Genomic DNA, 15,489 nt, shown 5'->3' on the forward strand with positions numbered 1-15,489 from the left:
TGAGCACCACCCGCATGACCGTCGCCCAGGCGCTCGTCACCTTCCTCGGGCGCCAGTGGACGGTCGACGGCGACCACCGCGAGCGGACGGTCCCCGGCATGTTCGGGATCTTCGGCCACGGCAACGTCGCGGGCATCGGCCAGGCGCTCCGCCAGGCCAACGAGCTCGACCCCGAGCTCATGCCCTACTACCAGGCCCGCAACGAGCAGGCCATGGTCCACCAGTCGGTCGGCTACGCCCGCATGCACCGCCGACTCGGCACGTTCGCGTCCGCCGCGTCCGTCGGCCCCGGCGCCGCGAACATGCTCACGGGCGCCGCGCTCGCGACGAGCAACCGTCTGCCCGCGCTGCTCCTGCCGAGCGACACGTTCGCGACCCGCGTCTCCGACCCCGTGCTCCAGCAGCTCGAGCTCCCGCACGACCCGGGCATCCAGGTCACCGATGCGTTCCGGCCCCTGTCGCGCTTCTTCGACCGCGTGCAGCGCCACGAGCAGCTGTACTCGATCGCCCTCGCCGCGATGCGCGTGCTCACCGACCCCGCCGAGACCGGCGCGGTCACGATCGCGCTCCCCGAGGACGTCCAGGCCGAGGTCGTCGACGTGCCCGACGAGTTCCTCCAGGTGCGCGAGTGGCACCTCTCGCGGCCGCTCCCCCAGCCCGGCCCGCTCGCCCGCGCGATCGAGGCCATCGCCCACGCGAAGCGACCGTTCGTCGTCGCGGGCGGTGGCGTGCTCTACTCGGGCGCCGAGGGCCAGCTCCGCGCCTTCGTCGAGGCCACCGGCATCCCCGTCGGCACCTCGCAGGCCGGCGGCGGTGTGCTCGACTGGGACCACCCGCAGAACCTCGGCGGCGTCGGCGCGACCGGCACGCTCGCCGCGAACCGCATAGCGGCCGAGGCCGACGTCGTCATCGGCATCGGCACGCGCTACAGCGACTTCACGACCGCGAGCCGCACCGCGTTCCAGAACCCCGACGTGACGTTCGTGAACATCAACGTCGCGTCCTTCGACGCCTACAAGCACGGCACGCAGCTCCCCGTCGTCGCGGACGCCCGCGAGACCCTCACGGTCCTGCGTCGTGAGCTCGCCGACCTCCGCGTCGACCCCGCCTACGCGGCTCGTATCGCCGAGGAGAAGGCGAACTGGGACCGCGTCGTCGACGAGGCCTTCGCCCCGTCCCACCTCGAGCTGCCCGGCCAGGCCGAGATCATCGGTGCCGTGCAGCGCGCGAGCGCGCCCGAGGACGTCGTCGTGCAGGCGGCCGGTTCGCTGCCCGGCGACCTCCACAAGCTGTGGCGCGTGCGCGACCCGCTCGGCTACCACGTCGAGTACGCGTTCTCGTGCATGGGGTACGAGATCGCGGGTGGCCTCGGTGTGCGCCGCGGCATCGACGCGTCCGACACCGATCGCGACGTCATCGTCATGGTCGGCGACGGTTCGTACCTCATGCTCCACACCGAGCTCGTCACGGCGGTCGCGGAGGGCCTCAAGCTCATCCTCGTCATCATCCAGAACGAGGGCTACGCGTCGATCGGTCACCTCTCCGAGACCGTCGGCTCCGACCGCTTCGGCACGTGGTACCGGCCCTACGACGAGCAGGCACGGAACTTCCAGGGGCCCGGGCACCTGCCCGTGGATCTCGCGGCGAACGCCCGCAGCTACGGCCTCGACGTCGTCGACCTGGCGCCCGGCGCCGACGTCGTCGAACGACTCCAGGCGGCGATCGCCGACGCGAAGGCCTCGGACACGTCGACCGTGATCCACCTCCACTCCGACCCGCTCGTGTACGCACCCGACGGTGAGGGCTGGTGGGACGTCCCCGTCTCGCCCGTGTCGGAGATCGACTCCACCCGGCGCGCGTACGAGGCGTACCGCGAACAGAAGGCCGCGCAGCGCCCCCTCGTGGGCGCCCGCCCCCAGACCCCCGGTGCCGACAGCGATGCCGACACGGACGAACAGAACGGACAGAACGCATGACCGCCGACGGCATCCGCATCGGAACCGCACCCGACTCGTGGGGCGTGTGGCTCCCCGACCACCCCGGCCAGGTGCCGTGGGAACGCTTCCTCGACGAAGCCGCCGCGGCGGGCTACACGTGGATCGAACTCGGCCCCTACGGCTACCTCCCCACCGACCCGAGCCGACTGCGCGACGAGCTCGACGAGCGCGGCCTGAAGCTCTCGGCCGGCACCGTGTTCACCGGGTTCCACAAGGGTGACGAGCAGTGGGAGCGCGCGTGGGACCAGGCGATCGCCGTCGCCGGTCTCGCCGCAGCCCTCGGCGCCGAGCACCTCGTCGTCATCCCCGACATGTGGCGCAGCGACATCACGGGCGAGGCGATCGAGTCGCGCACCCTCGACGACGCGCAGTGGGCGAAGCTCGCGGCGGGTCAGAACAAGCTCGGCAAGGCGCTCCTCGAGGAGTACGGCGTCAAGCAGCAGTTCCACTCGCACGCCGACAGCCACGTCGGCACGTACCGCGAGGTCGAGCGGCTCCTGCACGAGACCGACCCGCGCTACGTCAACCTGTGCCTCGACACGGGCCACTTCGCCTACTACGGCGGCGACAACCTGCGCCTCATGAACGCGTACCCGGAGCGCATCGGCTACCTGCACCTCAAGCAGGTCGACCCCGATCTCCTGTTCGACGTGCTCAAGAACGACGTCCCCTTCGGCGAGGCCGTCGCACAGGAGATCATGGTCGAGCCGCCGAACGGCGTCCCCCCGCTCGCGCCGATCATCGAGCGCGCCGCACAGATCGACCCGAACATCTTCGGCATCGTCGAGCACGACATGTTCGGCTGCTCGGTCGACCGCCCGTTCCCCGTCGCCCAGCGCACGCGGGAGCACATCTTCTCGTCGACGCCCCTCGCGCGCAACGACTGACCCCCTGACGCACACCCACACACCCGCAGAATCGAGAGCATCTCAATGACCGAGAACCTCCGCATCGGCATCGTCGGCGCCGGCCTCATGGGCGGCGACCACGTGACCCGCATCACCAACCGCGTCTCCGGCGCGAGCGTCAGTGCCATCGTCGAGCCCGACGAGACCCGTGGCGCGGCCGCCGCCGCGAACGCGCCCGGCGCCCGCTCCTTCACGCGCATCGAGGACGCAATCGAGGCCGACGCGCTCGACGCCGTCCTCATCGCCACCCCGGGTGCGTACCACGAGCCCGTCCTGCTGCCCGCGCTCGAAGCCGGCCTGCCGATCCTCTGCGAGAAGCCGCTCACCCCCGACCCCGAGTCGTCGCTGCGCATCCTCGAGGCCGAGCAGAAGCTCGACCGCCCGCACATCCAGGTCGGGTTCATGCGCCGCTTCGACGCCGAGTACGCGAAGCTGCGCGCCCTCGTCGAGTCGGGGCGTCTCGGCGAGCTCCTCATGGTGCGCGCCGTGCACCGCAACCCCGACGTGCCGCCGTCGTACACGCAGTCGATGCTCATCACCGACTCGGTCGTGCACGAGTTCGACGTCACGCCGTGGCTCGCCGGCAGCGACGTCCGCTCCGTCGAGGTGCGTCACCCGCGCCGCAACTCGAAGGCGCCGGAGCGCCTGCGCGAACCCATCCTCGTGCTCATCGAGCTCGCGAACGGCGTCCTCGTCGACGTCGAGATGAACGTGTCGATCGGCTTCGGCTACCAGGTCGCGACCGAGGCCGTCTTCGAGCAGGGCGTCGCCCGCATCGGCCAGCCGCAGGGTCTGCAGACCTGGCACGACGGAACGTTCGCGATCGACGAGCACCGCAGCTTCACGACGCGCTTCGCCGACGCGTACGACGCGCAGATCCAGCGCTGGGTGGAGGCGGTCAAGCGCGGCACGATCGACGGCCCCAGCGCATGGGACGGCTTCAAGGTCGCGCTCGCGTGCGAGGCGGGCGTCGCCGCGCTCGACGGCGGCATCCAGCAGGTCGTCATCCCCGAGCGGCCCGCGTTCTACGCCTGAGCACCCCGCCACCGGCCGCCACCGATCGACGAAGGAGCATCGTGGTCACCATCGCACTCGACCCCACCCCGTATCACTCGACGCACTCCCTGCTGGAGTTCCCCGACGTCGCCGCCCGCGCGGGCTACGACGCACTCCAGCTCACGCCGCACCCCGACTTCGGTCCGTTCTTCCGCTACCCCAAGGCGGACGACGCACTCGTGCGGAACCTCAAGAAGCGCGCCGCCGATGCGGGCGTCCGCATCCCGGCGATCCTTCCCGTCCAGCGCCTCGCCTGGCCTGACGAGACCCGTCGCCGAGCGGCCGTGCGGAATTTCCGCCGGATCATCGAGCTCGCCGTGCAGCTCGAGGTGCCGGTCATCAACACCGAGTTCTCCGGGCGTCCCGACGAACTGCAGGAGGACTCCGAGGCCGCGTTCTACACGACCATGGAGGAGCTCCTCCCGATCATCGAACGCGAGGGGATCCGGGTGAACATCGACCCGCACCCCGACGACTTCGTCGAGGACGGGCTCGACGCGTGGCGCGTCATCCGCGCACTCAACTCGGACTCGATCGGCTTCGTGTACGTCGCCTCGCACACGTTCCACTACGGTGACCGCGCGACGAGCCTCATCCCCGAGCTCGGAGCACGCCTCGGCGCGGTGTACGCGGCCGACACGTTCGACCACAACCGCTCGCACGGGCTCCGCTACATCACGAACCCGCCCGGCAACGCCGTCCGCGTGCACCAGCACCTGCGCATCGGCGACGGTGACGTCGACTGGGGCGAGCTGTTCGGGACGCTCGCCGCGAGCGGGTACTTCGAGCGGGATGACGCGCTCGTCGTCTCGAACGTGTTCGGGGAGGACGAGACCGCCGACGAGACGTCGCGCTTCCAGCTCGACCGCATCCGTCAGCTCGTCGACGAGGCCCGCTCGGCCGACTGAGCCCGTTGCACCCACCGACCGCAGCCCACGTCGCCCCCGCGACGTGGGCTGCGGTCGTTGCTCGCGGCCCGCTGCGGAGCCGCGCGAGGTCGCTTGCCACTCAGCGTTCGACGAGCGTGATCTCGAAGGAGTAGAGATCGGGCCGGTAGCAGTGCGTGCCGTACTCCACCGCGCGACCCGAGCTGTCGAACGCCGTCCGCGTCATCGTGAGCACGGGTTCGCCCTGGTCCATGTCGAGCAGCTCCGCCTCCATGCCGGACGCCGCTCGCGCACCGATGCGCTGCTTCGCGACGCGCATCGTCACGCCCCGGGCCCGAAGCAGCTGGTAGAGGCCGTGCCTCGTGAGCTCGTCGAGATCGAGGTCGAGGAAGTCCGCCGGGAGCACGTTGTCGAGGATCGCGAGCGGGATGCCGTTCGAGCGCCGCAGGCGCTTGAGGTGCAGCACGGGGCTGCCGAGCTCGACGCCGAGCGTCTCGGCGATCGTCGAGGTCGCGTTGGACTCCTCCGAGTCGAGCACGATCGTGTCGGGCTCCTGCCCCTGGCGGGAGAGATCCTCATACAGGCTCGTGAGCTCGACGTTGCGCGTCACCTTGCCCTGCACGACCTGGGTCCCGATGCCACGGCGACGCACGAGCAGTCCCTTGTCGACGAGATCCTGGATCGCCCGGCGGATCGTCGGCCGCGACAGCCCGAGGCGCTGGGCGAGGGCGATCTCGTTCTCGAGCTTCGCGCCCGGCGGCAGCGACTCGTCACGGATCGCCGACTCCAACCGGCTCGCGACCTGGTGGTACAGCGGCACGGGCCCCGACCGGTCGAGGTCGAGGAAGAGTTCGGGTGGAAGGCTCTGCTCCTGGGGCATGGGCGCGCTCCTGTCGTCGTGGTGGGGCGGCGATCGGTGGGGGCGGCTCCGGTGCCGCCGAATGCATGCCCTCGACGTGATCGAATGTCTGCACATTACCCGTTCCGGGCTCACCCGGGCGTGAGCGCCGCGCCACCGGCCATCGCGCCACTCGACGCCCTGCGGCGCTAGTGTGGCGCGATGCCCTCGTATCGTGTCGCCGTCGAGATCACCGCGAGCAGAGCGGGCGTCCCCGCCGATGCGGTGCTCCCCGCGATCGCGGCGGGCGTCGCGGCCGTCGCCAACGTGGAGGCGAGCGACGTTCGTGTCGCTCGCGGCCGCGCCGACGTCGTCGTCCGATTCACGGCGCCCGACGACGGCACCGCGGCGTCGATCGCCGGCGAGGGCGCGCGCGCCGCGCGGGAGGTCGCCGTGATCGGCGGCGTCCGAGTGACCCGCCGCGACGGGTCCAGGTGGTTGCCGCTCACGTAGACGGGACGCCGCGGGGCGGGCACGTCGGTCCGTGCCCGCCCCACCTGCTCGCGTGCATCCCGCGCGGGTCAGATCCCCAGCTGGTCGAGCTCGCGCCGCGAGGGCACGACGGGCGGGTGGACGCCGCCCAGGTACTCGACGATGCGGATCACCTGCGAGGAGTAGCCGAACTCGTTGTCGTACCAGACGTACACGACGAGGTTCCGGCCGCTCGCGATCGTCGCGAGACCGTCGACGATGCCCGCGCGCGTCGTGCCGATGAAGTCGCTCGAGACGACCTCACCCGATTCGACGTAGTCGATCTGCTGGCGCAGGTTCGAGTTGAGCGCCACCTGCCGCAGGTAGTCGTTGACCGTCTCGCGGTCGACATCGGTCGCCATCGTGAGGTTGAGCACGGCCATCGACACGTCGGGCGTGGGCACGCGGATCGAGTTGCCCGTGAGCTTGCCCGCGAACGACGGCAGGGCCTTCGCGACGGCCTTCGCCGCGCCCGTCTCGGTGATGACCATGTTGAGGGTCGCCGCGCGACCGCGTCGGTCGCCGCGGTGGAAGTTGTCGATGAGGTTCTGGTCGTTCGTGAACGAGTGCACGGTCTCGACGTGACCGTGCTCGATGCCGAAGCGGTCGTCGAGCGCCTTGAGGACGGGGGTGATCGCGTTCGTCGTGCACGAGGCGGCCGAGATGATGCGGTCGGCCTCGGTGATGTCCTCGTGGTTGATACCGTGCACCACGTTGCGCAGCGAGCCCTTGCCCGGGGCCGTCAACAGCACGCGCGCGACGCCCTTCGAGCGGAGGTGCTGCGAGAGCCCCTCCTCGTCGCGCCAGCGTCCCGTGTTGTCGACGACGATCGCGTCGTCGATGCCGTAGGCCGTGTAGTCGATCGTCGCGGGGTCGTCCGAGTAGATGACCTGGATGAGCGTGCCGTTCGCGAGGATCGTGTTGTTCTCGGTGTCGACCGAGATCGTGCCCGCGAACGGACCGTGCACCGAGTCGCGCTTGAGGAGGCTCGCACGCTTGGCGAGATCGCCCTCACCGTTGCGACGTACGACGATCGCCCGCAGCCGCAGTCCGAGCCCCGAGCCGGCGTGCCCGATGAGGATCCGGGCGAGCAGTCGACCGATGCGACCGAACCCGTAGAGGACGACGTCGGCACCGGAGTCGCCGTTCTGTGTGCCGAGGACCTCGGCGAGCTCGGCGCGCAGGAACGTGTCCAGGTCACCGCCCTGTGCGTCGTAGCGCGTCGCGAGCTGGCCGAGATCGACCGAGGCCGTGCCGAGTTCGAGACCCGCGAGGTGCTCGAGGATCGGGAGCGTGGTCGCGAGGTCGAGCTCGATGTCGTTGACGCGTCGCGCGTAGCGGTGCGCCTTGATGATCTCGATGGCGGACAGGTTGATGAGGCGGTGACCGTGGATCGACGTCACGACGTTGTGCTCGCGGTAGAGCTTCCCGATGAGCGGGATCATCGACTCGGCGACGGCGACGCGGTCGAGCCACTGGCCCTGCGCCTCCCTGAACTGTTCCGGCATCGGCATTCATCCTCCGTTGGTGGGTGCGACGGCGCAGGTGCTAGTGGCACGGCGCACGGGACGCGGGGGCGGTCACCCCCGCGAAAGCCTACCGTCCGAAAGCGCCAAAGCATACCCCTGCACCGCGCGATCCCGCCACCGTCCGAACCGTCGCGTTCCGAAAGGATCTCGCCAAAATCTCTCGGCGTGCGTTCAGCGACGCTGGCGCTTCTCCCGCACGCGCATGTTGACGACGATCGGCGTCCCCACGAAGCCGTACACCTCACGCAGGCGTCGCGTGATGAAGCGCCGGTAGCCGGGGTCGAGGAACCCGGTCGTGAAGAGCACGAAGGTCGGCGGCCGTGTCGCGGCCTGCGTCCCGAAGAGGATGCGGGGCTGCTTCCCACCGCGCAGCGGATGCGGGAACTCCTGCACGAGCTCCGTCAGGAAGGCGTTGAACTTGCCGGTCGGGATGCGGGTGTCCCAGCTCTCGAGCGCCGTCTCGAGCGCGGGCACGAGCTTCTCGAGGTGCCGCCCGGTCTTCGCCGAGATGTTCACGCGCGGCGCCCACGACACGTGCGCGAGGTCCTGTTCGATCTCGCGCTCGAGCTTCCAGCGACGCTCGTCGTCGAGCTCGTCCCACTTGTTGAACGCGAGCACGAGCGCACGGCCCGACTCGAGCACGAGATCGACGACGCGCACGTCCTGCACGCCGATCGGCTGCGTCACGTCGATCACGACGACCGCGACCTCCGCCTTCTCGAGCGCCGCGGTCGTGCGGAGCGACGCGTAGAAGTCGGCGCCCTGTTGCAGGTGCACCTTCTTGCGGATGCCGGCCGTGTCGACGAACCGCCACACGCGGCCACCGAGCTCGATCTGCTCGTCGATCGGGTCGCGCGTCGTTCCCGCGAGGTCGTTGACGACGACGCGCTCCTCCCCCGCGGCCTTGTTCAGCAGACTCGACTTGCCGACGTTCGGTCGGCCGAGGATCGCGACCCTGCGGGGGCCGTCGACCTCGTCCTTCGCGACCTTGGAGACCTCCGGCAGCACCGAGAGCGCCTTGTCGAGGAGGTCCGCCACCCCGCGCCCGTGCAGCGCCGAGACGGGCCAGGGCTCCCCCAGGCCGAGGCTCCACAGCTGCGCCGCGTTCGGCTCCTGCACGAGGTCGTCGACCTTGTTCGCGACGAGGAGCACGGGACGATCGCTCTTGCGCAGCAGCTTGACGACGTGCTCGTCGGTCGAGGTCGCCCCGACGTTCGCGTCCACGACGAACAGCACCGCATCGGCGAGCTCGATCGCGATTTCGGCCTGCTGGGCGACCGAGAGGTCGATACCCTTCGCGTCCGGCTCCCAGCCGCCCGTGTCGACGAGCGTGAACCAGCGGCCGTTCCACTCCGCCTTGTACGACACGCGGTCGCGCGTGACGCCCGGCGTGTCCTCGACGACCGCCTCGCGACGACCGATGATGCGGTTCACGAGCGCGGACTTGCCCACGTTCGGACGTCCCACGACCGCGAGGACGGGAAGCGCCGGCAGGTACGTGATCGCGTCGGCGTCCTCGGTCGCGGCGTCGATGATGTCGAGGTCGTCGTCGTCGAGCTCGTAGTCGTCCAGGCTCTGTCGCAGTGCCGCGGCGCGCGCGTCGGCGACCTCGTCGTCGACGGCGTCGACGGCCTGGCGCAGCTCGTCGGCCGTCGGGGCCCCCGGCGCGTCGGGCGCGAACCCGGCGCGTTCGGCGCCGTCGACGCCCTCGGTGTCGTTTCGGTCCGTCTCGTGGTCGGTCATGGCGCCTCCTCGGGCACGGCGGCGGTGATGAGGTCCATCATCGCCTGGACGGTCTGTGGAAGATCGAGATGCGTCGAGTCCAGCACGTGCACGCCGTCGGCGGCGTGGAGGAAATCGACGACCTTCGAGTCGGCGGCGTCCCGCTCGGTCACGGTGGCGGCCACCCGCGCGGCGTCCTCGCCGGCCTTCTCGGCCGAGCGTCGCGCGATGCGCACCGACTCGTCGGCGGTCATGAGGATCCGCACGGTCGCGTCCGGTGCGACGACGGTCGTGAGGTCACGGCCCTCCGCGACGACGCCGGGTGCCGCACCGTCGGCGAGCAGGCGCCGGAAGAGCGCGTTGACGGCATCGCGCACGGCCTGCACGCGAGCCACCTTCGAGACCGCCGCCGAGATCGCGGTCGCGCGGATCGCGGTCGTGACGTCGTGGTCGCCGACGCGCACCCAGCGCTCGCCGGGGCGGAGCGCGATGGCGTAGCCGGCCACGAACTCGGGCAGGAGCGCCGTCACGGCGTCGGCGTCGTCGAGGTCGGTCCCGCGTACGGTGCCGAGCCAGGCGAGCGATCGGTATGCTGCGCCCGTGTCGAGGAACTCGAAGCCGAGTCGCTCCGCGACGGACCGGCTGACGGTCGACTTGCCGCTGCCGGAGGGCCCGTCGACGACCACGACGGTGCGTCGGAAGGCGGTCGGTTCCTGTGTCGTCATTCCACGACCCTCCATCCGAGCGCGGTGAGCCCGTCCTCGAGTCGTCCCCGCACCTCCGGGAGCACCGCGAGCTCGACGAGGCCGACCTCGGCCCCCTGCGCGTGCTCCACCCGGAAGTCCTCGATGTTCACCGCCGCGTCGCCGATGTCCGTCATGAGCCGAGCCAGTTGGCCCGGCCGGTCGTCGACCATGACGATGAGGTTCGCGAAGTCCCGCTGCTTGCCGTGCTTGCCCGGGATGCGGGCGACACCGTCGTTGCCGCGCGAGAGGTGCTCGGCGACCACCCGACGGGAGCCGGCCGCATCGACCTCCTCGAGGGCGCCCGCGACCTCGTCGATGTCGCGGGCGACATCGCGCAGGATCGACGCGACGCGTGCGCCGTTCGCCGCGAGGATCTGCACCCAGAGCGTCGGATCGCTCGAGGCGACGCGCGTGACGTCGCGCAGCCCCTGCCCCGCGAGCGCCGTCGCCCCGAGGTCGTCGCCGAGCAATTGCGATGCGAGCACGGACGAGACGATCTGGGGCACGTGCGAGACGAGCGCGACGGACGCGTCGTGCTCCTGCGCCGTCATCACGATGGGCGTCGCGCCGAGGTCGAGCGCGAGGCCCTCGATCTCCTGCAGCGCGTGCACCGTGACCCCCTCGTGCTGGGCGATCACCCAGGGCCGGCCGAGGAAGAGGTCCGCCCGGCCCGAGAGCGGGCCGCCGGTCTCGCGCCCCGCCATGGGGTGCGAGCCGAGGTAACGGGACAGCTCGACGCCCGCGGCCCGCAACTCGTCGAGCGGTCCCGACTTGACCGACGCGACGTCGGTCACGATCGCGCTCGGCCAGGCCGCGAGCTCCTGCGCGACGACGCGAGCCGTCACGTCCGGCGGGACGCACACGACGACGAGGACCGGCGTGTCGGCGGCATCCGCCGCATCGGCCGATTCGGCCGGCGCCGCGCGGCCGGCGCCGTAGTCGACGGCGAGGCGCAGCGCCGACGGGCTCGCATCGGACAACAGCACGTCGACGCCGAGTCGGCGCAGACCGAGCCCGACGGAGGTACCGAGGAGTCCGGTGCCGACCACGCGCACGGGCGAGACGGTCCGGGTTGGGGTCATGCTCGGAGGGTCCTATTCGCTCGGGGCGTCGTCGCCGCCGTGGTCGGCGCGCTCGTCGGTCGGCTGCTCGCGGCGGCGCTCGGCGCGGCGGGCGAGGGTGAGGAGGCGACCGAGTTCCAGTGTAGTGAGGTCGCGCGTCTCCCCCGCTCGCAGGGTGCCGAGGTGGATCGGTCCGAAGCTCCGGCGCACGAGCTCCTGCACGGGATGGCCGACGTGGTCGAGCATGCGGCGCACGATGCGGTTGCGGCCCGAGTGGAGGGTGAGCTCGACGAGGGTCGCCGAGCGGCTCGGCTGATCGCCCAGCACGACCGCGCGATCGGCCCGGATGAAGCCGTCCTCGAGCTCGAAGCCCGCGAGGAGCTGCGCGATGGTCTGCGGCCGCACCCGGCCACGGACCTTCGCGACATACGTCTTCTCGACACCGTACGAGGGGTGGGCGAGCACGTTCGCGAGGTCCCCGTCGTTCGTGAGCAGCAGCAGGCCGCTCGTCTCGCCGTCGAGGCGCCCGACGTTGTACAGGCGCTCGGGGTATTCGCGCGTGAACTGGCGGAGGTCCGGCCGGGCCTGCTCGTCGCGCATCGTCGAGACGACGCCGGTCGGCTTGTTGAGCACGACGTAGCGCATGTCGGTGTCGAGCTGCACGGCCGTCCCGTCCACCTCGATCCGGTCCTGGCGCGGGTGCACGCGTGAGCCGAGTTCGGTCACGACCTCGCCGTTCACGCGCACGCGGCCGGCCTGGATGTACTGCTCGCACACGCGCCGAGACGCGACACCCGCGTTCGCGAGTGCCTTCTGCAGGCGCATCGAACCGTCCACGTCCTGGGCGCGAGCGGCGTTCGCGCCCGAGGCCGTCGTGTCGTCCGAGGAGCGCGGCATGGGGATGTCGTCGAAGTCGTCGAGTGACCAGCCGCCCGCGGGTCGCCCCGCGGCGGCCTTCCGAACGGCGTCTCGGCCCTCGCGTTCGTCGTCGCCGCGTCGCTCGCGGGCGTCCGTGCGGCCGCGATCGTCGGGCCGGTCGCGGTACCTCGCGGCATCGCTCGTGCGCTCCGGACGTGCCCCGGTGCGCTCCGGCCGCCGCCCGGCGCGGTCGTCGCGCGCGCGACCGGCACCGAAGCGACGTCCGCGTCCGCCGTCGCTCGTGCGTCGCTCACCGCGCGGCGCGCCCTCGCGATCGCGGGGGTCGCGCTCACGGCTGCCGCGGTCGGCGCTGCTGCGCTGCCGACGGCCGCGCTCGTCACCGCCGCGCTCGTCACCGCCGCGCTCGAAGCCGCCACCGTCCCGGCGACCACGCTCGTCACCGCCGCGGGCGGAGCCGCCACGGTCGAAGCCACCGTGCTCGGATCGACCACCGCCTCGTCCGCCGCGTTCGTCGCCGCGGCGATCGTGCGCGCCGCGTGCGCCGCCGCGTTCGCCGTCCCACCCGTCACGGGCGGGTCCGCGTCGCGGCCCGTCGCCGCCGCGGGCGGCCCGCTTGGGTCGCTCGTCGAGCCACTCGCCACGCTCGGGCCGGTCCGAACGGCCACCACGCGTCGGTCGATCGTTCCGACCCGGGCGAGCGGTCCCGCCGGTCAGCCCACGCCCACCGGCTCCCCCGGCCCGACCGTTTCCGCCCGTCCGACCGCTTCCGCCCGTCCGATCGCTTCCGCCGGCCCGGCCGTTCCGGCCCGCCGCGCCGTCGCGGCCACCGACCGAGCGACCGCCGCCCGAGCGGCCGCCGTTCGAACGTCCGCCGCCCGGTTCGTGCCGCCTGCGTCCGTCATTCATGGAAGCCGTCCTGTCCGTCGTCGAGAAGTGGGGAGATCTTCGGGAGTTCGTCGAGCGAGGCGATCCCGAGGTGTCCGAGCAGGTGCTCGGTCGTCACGTAGCGGGTCGCGCCGGTGATCGGGTCGTGGCCGTCCTCCGTCACGAGCCCTCGCGCCACGAGCGTCCGCACGACCGAGTCGACGTTCACCGCCCTGATCTGCGCGACCTGGCTCCGAGTGACGGGTTGACGATACGCGATGACCGCGAGCGTTTCGAGTGCGGCCTGCGAGAGCTTCGACGGTTGCCGCGTCAGGACGAAGTCCGACACGACCTCGTCGAACTCCGATCGCACGTAGATGCGCCAGCCGCCCGCGACCTCGCGCAGCTCGAAGCCCCGGCGCGGGCCACCGCCGAGCCCGTCGTAGTCGTCGACGAGCCGTCGCACGGCGGCCCGGACATCGCCGACCGGCCGACTGACGGCCGTCGCGAACGCCGCGAGCGAGACCGGTTCGTCCGCGACCATGAGCATCGCCTCGAGCGCGCGGTCGAGCTCGACGAGGTCGTCCGACTCAGCCGTCATAGTCGACTCCGAGCGTTCCGAGATCGTCGTCCGACCAGTCGGCGCCGTCCCACGTGATCGTGAGCGGGCCGAGCGGGACGAGCTGCTCGAACACGAGCGCCGAGCGTCGGTAGAGCTCGAGCACGGCGAGGAAGCGCGCGATGACGACCCCCGGCACGTCCGCGTCCGCGACGAGGTCACGGAAGTCGATCGTGCCGACCTCGCGCAGGCGCGCGACGACGAGGGCGGCCTGCTCGCGGATGCTGATCGCGGGCGCGTGCAGGTGGTCGAGCCCGACCGTCGGCGGCTCACGAGGGGTGAGGGCGATCGCCGCGAGCGCCGCGAAGTCCGCCGGCGAGAGCGTCCACACGAGTTCCGGGATGCGTTCGCGGAAGCGTTCCTCGAGCGGCACCGCCCGTGCGTGTCGGGCCTGTTCCTCGCCGAACCGCTCGGCGAACCAGCCCGACACCTCCTTGAACGCCCGGTACTGCAGCAGTCGCGCGAACAGCAGGTCGCGCGCCTCGAGGATCGCCACGGCCTCGGCGTCGACGTACTCGCCCTGCGGCAGGAGGCTGACGATCTTCATGTCGAGCAGCGTCGCGGCGACGACGACGAACTCGCTCGCGCGATCGAGTTCGTCCGCCGACTCGAGCCCGTGCAGGTAGCGGATGAACTCGTCCGTCACGCGGCTCAGCGACACCTCGGTGATGTCGAGCTCGTGCTTCGAGATGAGCGCGAGCAGCAGGTCGAACGGCCCGTCGAATACCTCGAGACTCACCCGGAAGTCGACCGCGCCCGCGGCCTCGTCGAGCTCGGTCGGGGCGCTAGGCGACGGCACCGCGGTCGACCAGCTCGCGCGCGAGCTGACGGTAGGCCTGCGCGGCCGTGTGCTCGGGGGCGAACGACACGATCGGCATCCCGGCGACCGAGGCGTCGGGGAACTTGACGGTGCGTCCGATCACGGTCTGGAACACCTTGTCGCCGAACGCCTCGTACACGCGGTCGAGCACCTCACGCGAGTGCAGCGTGCGGCTGTCGAACATCGTCGGCAGGATGCCGTCGAGTTCGAGGGTGGGGTTCAGTCGATCGCGCACCTTCTCGACCGTCTCGACGAGGAGTGCGACACCGCGCAGCGCGAAGTACTCGCACTCGAGCGGGATGACGACGCCGTGGCTCGCGGTGAGCGCGTTGACCGTCAGGAGACCGAGCGAGGGCTGGCAGTCGACGAGGATCACGTCGTAGTCGGCGCTCACCTTGCGCAGCACGCCCGCGAGGATCTGTTCGCGGGCGACCTCGGTCACGAGGTGCACCTCGGCGGCGGACAGGTCGATGTTGGCGGGGATGATGTCGAGCCCCGGGTAGTCCGTCTCCTGGATCACCCGGCGAGGGTCCTTCTCGGTGCCGATGAGCAGGTCGTAGACCGTCGCGCCGTCGTGGGTCGAGACGCCCAGGCCGGCCGAGAGCGCACCCTGCGGGTCGAAATCGACCGCGAGGACGCGTCGACCGTACTCGGCGAGCGTCGCACCGAGGTTGATCGTCGTGGTCGTCTTGCCGACGCCACCCTTCTGGTTGCACATCGAGATGATGCGCGCGGGCCCGTGCGCGTCGAGAACTGGTGGCTCGGGGAACAGGTGGTAGAGCTGCGTCGACACGGCGCTCGCGCTCCGCGTCCCGCTCGAGGCGAACTCGTCCTCGACGTCCTCGTCGTCCTCGCTCTGCGGGAACGGCGGCTCGAGCACGTCACGGCCCCGCCCCTCGGCCCGGCGGTCCGCTGCGGGTCTGGTCGGTCGCAACAGCTCGGAGGGGATCTCCAGTCCGGGCAGCTCGGGCAGCTCCGCATCGCTCTTCGCCATCTCGCCATCCTCTCCGCCGGCGGACCCCGCATACGCGC

Annotated in this window: 14 protein-coding genes; 5 read left to right on the plus strand and 9 right to left on the minus strand. The window is 71.3% G+C overall.

Going from position 1 to position 15,489, the window contains the following annotated elements; all coding sequences use genetic code 11:
* Positions 1-14: 14 nt before the first annotated feature.
* Genes iolD through HNR16_RS08625 form a run of 4 tightly spaced genes read left to right on the plus strand, consistent with a single transcriptional unit; the run spans position 15 to position 4,869 of the window.
* Complete coding sequence (gene iolD / locus HNR16_RS08610) at positions 15-1,976, plus strand: 3D-(3,5/4)-trihydroxycyclohexane-1,2-dione acylhydrolase (decyclizing) (protein WP_158041838.1); 1,962 nt, start codon at positions 15-17, stop codon at positions 1,974-1,976.
* Positions 1,973-2,884, plus strand: coding sequence for a sugar phosphate isomerase/epimerase family protein (locus HNR16_RS08615; protein WP_158041815.1), 912 nt, complete (start codon positions 1,973-1,975; stop codon positions 2,882-2,884). Before iolD ends, HNR16_RS08615 begins: the two co-directional genes overlap by 4 nt.
* Before the next feature lie 45 nt (positions 2,885-2,929).
* Positions 2,930-3,940, plus strand: coding sequence for a Gfo/Idh/MocA family protein (locus HNR16_RS08620; RefSeq protein WP_158041816.1), 1,011 nt, complete (start codon positions 2,930-2,932; stop codon positions 3,938-3,940).
* Between the two features lie 41 nt (positions 3,941-3,981).
* The gene (locus HNR16_RS08625; RefSeq protein WP_158041817.1) at positions 3,982-4,869 is read left to right on the plus strand and encodes a sugar phosphate isomerase/epimerase family protein; all 888 of its coding nucleotides are present in this window, start codon (positions 3,982-3,984) and stop codon (positions 4,867-4,869) included.
* 100 nt (positions 4,870-4,969) lie between these two features.
* Here the strand turns inward: HNR16_RS08625 and HNR16_RS08630 are convergent, their stop codons facing one another.
* Complete coding sequence (locus HNR16_RS08630; RefSeq protein ID WP_158041818.1) at positions 4,970-5,728, minus strand: GntR family transcriptional regulator; 759 nt, start codon at positions 5,726-5,728, stop codon at positions 4,970-4,972.
* Positions 5,729-5,908: 180 nt separating this feature from the next.
* Here HNR16_RS08630 and HNR16_RS08635 point away from each other — a divergent pair, with 180 nt between their 5' ends.
* Positions 5,909-6,199: a hypothetical protein gene (locus tag HNR16_RS08635; RefSeq protein WP_158041819.1), complete on the plus strand. Its 291-nt coding sequence runs from the start codon at positions 5,909-5,911 to the stop codon at positions 6,197-6,199.
* A 68-nt stretch (positions 6,200-6,267) separates the two neighbouring features.
* On the opposite strand, the gene HNR16_RS08640 is transcribed toward HNR16_RS08635, so the two are convergent.
* The 8 genes from HNR16_RS08640 to HNR16_RS08675 form a co-directional block, all read right to left on the minus strand.
* Positions 6,268-7,725 carry a glyceraldehyde-3-phosphate dehydrogenase gene (locus tag HNR16_RS08640; RefSeq protein ID WP_158041820.1) on the minus strand — a complete coding sequence of 486 codons (1,458 nt, stop codon included), beginning with the start codon at positions 7,723-7,725 and terminating at the stop codon, positions 6,268-6,270.
* A gap of 192 nt (positions 7,726-7,917) precedes the next feature.
* On the minus strand, positions 7,918-9,489 hold the full coding sequence (gene der / locus HNR16_RS08645) for a ribosome biogenesis GTPase Der (RefSeq protein ID WP_158041821.1): 1,572 nt from the start codon (positions 9,487-9,489) through the stop codon (positions 7,918-7,920).
* Positions 9,486-10,193, minus strand: a complete 708-nt coding sequence (cmk, locus tag HNR16_RS08650) for a (d)CMP kinase (protein ID WP_158041822.1) — start codon at positions 10,191-10,193, stop codon at positions 9,486-9,488. Before cmk ends, der begins: the two co-directional genes overlap by 4 nt.
* Positions 10,190-11,296 carry a prephenate dehydrogenase gene (locus HNR16_RS08655; protein ID WP_158041823.1) on the minus strand — a complete coding sequence of 369 codons (1,107 nt, stop codon included), beginning with the start codon at positions 11,294-11,296 and terminating at the stop codon, positions 10,190-10,192. Before HNR16_RS08655 ends, cmk begins: the two co-directional genes overlap by 4 nt.
* Before the next feature lie 12 nt (positions 11,297-11,308).
* The gene (locus tag HNR16_RS08660) at positions 11,309-12,100 is read right to left on the minus strand and encodes a pseudouridine synthase (protein ID WP_158041839.1); all 792 of its coding nucleotides are present in this window, start codon (positions 12,098-12,100) and stop codon (positions 11,309-11,311) included.
* Between the two features lie 952 nt (positions 12,101-13,052).
* Complete coding sequence (scpB, locus tag HNR16_RS08665; protein WP_158041824.1) at positions 13,053-13,619, minus strand: SMC-Scp complex subunit ScpB; 567 nt, start codon at positions 13,617-13,619, stop codon at positions 13,053-13,055.
* On the minus strand, positions 13,609-14,436 hold the full coding sequence (locus HNR16_RS08670) for a segregation and condensation protein A (RefSeq protein WP_158041825.1): 828 nt from the start codon (positions 14,434-14,436) through the stop codon (positions 13,609-13,611). Before HNR16_RS08670 ends, scpB begins: the two co-directional genes overlap by 11 nt.
* Positions 14,423-15,451: a ParA family protein gene (locus HNR16_RS08675; protein WP_225737970.1), complete on the minus strand. Its 1,029-nt coding sequence runs from the start codon at positions 15,449-15,451 to the stop codon at positions 14,423-14,425. The genes HNR16_RS08670 and HNR16_RS08675 overlap by 14 nt, the downstream gene beginning before the upstream one ends.
* Positions 15,452-15,489 lie beyond the last annotated feature (38 nt).

It is taken from the genome of Pseudoclavibacter chungangensis (genome assembly GCF_013410545.1).
In the GTDB taxonomy this organism is placed as follows: Bacteria; Actinomycetota; Actinomycetes; order Actinomycetales; family Microbacteriaceae; genus Pseudoclavibacter; species Pseudoclavibacter chungangensis.

What these genes read in the sequence shown, in the direction of transcription:
- iolD (WP_158041838.1), top strand. Translation starts at nt 15, where the DNA reads ATGACCGTCGCCCAGGCGCTCGTCACCTTCCTCGGGCGCCAGTGGACG.
- HNR16_RS08615 (WP_158041815.1), top strand. Translation starts at nt 1,973, where the DNA reads ATGACCGCCGACGGCATCCGCATCGGAACCGCACCCGACTCGTGGGGC.
- HNR16_RS08620 (WP_158041816.1), top strand. Translation starts at nt 2,930, where the DNA reads ATGACCGAGAACCTCCGCATCGGCATCGTCGGCGCCGGCCTCATGGGC.
- HNR16_RS08630 (WP_158041818.1), bottom strand. Translation starts at nt 5,728, where the DNA reads ATGCCCCAGGAGCAGAGCCTTCCACCCGAACTCTTCCTCGACCTCGAC.
- HNR16_RS08635 (WP_158041819.1), top strand. Translation starts at nt 5,909, where the DNA reads ATGCCCTCGTATCGTGTCGCCGTCGAGATCACCGCGAGCAGAGCGGGC.
- HNR16_RS08640 (WP_158041820.1), bottom strand. Translation starts at nt 7,725, where the DNA reads ATGCCGGAACAGTTCAGGGAGGCGCAGGGCCAGTGGCTCGACCGCGTC.
- der (WP_158041821.1), bottom strand. Translation starts at nt 9,489, where the DNA reads ATGACCGACCACGAGACGGACCGAAACGACACCGAGGGCGTCGACGGC.
- cmk (WP_158041822.1), bottom strand. Translation starts at nt 10,193, where the DNA reads ATGACGACACAGGAACCGACCGCCTTCCGACGCACCGTCGTGGTCGTC.
- HNR16_RS08655 (WP_158041823.1), bottom strand. Translation starts at nt 11,296, where the DNA reads ATGACCCCAACCCGGACCGTCTCGCCCGTGCGCGTGGTCGGCACCGGA.
- HNR16_RS08660 (WP_158041839.1), bottom strand. Translation starts at nt 12,100, where the DNA reads ATGCGCCTGCAGAAGGCACTCGCGAACGCGGGTGTCGCGTCTCGGCGC.
- scpB (WP_158041824.1), bottom strand. Translation starts at nt 13,619, where the DNA reads ATGACGGCTGAGTCGGACGACCTCGTCGAGCTCGACCGCGCGCTCGAG.
- HNR16_RS08675 (WP_225737970.1), bottom strand. Translation starts at nt 15,451, where the DNA reads ATGGCGAAGAGCGATGCGGAGCTGCCCGAGCTGCCCGGACTGGAGATC.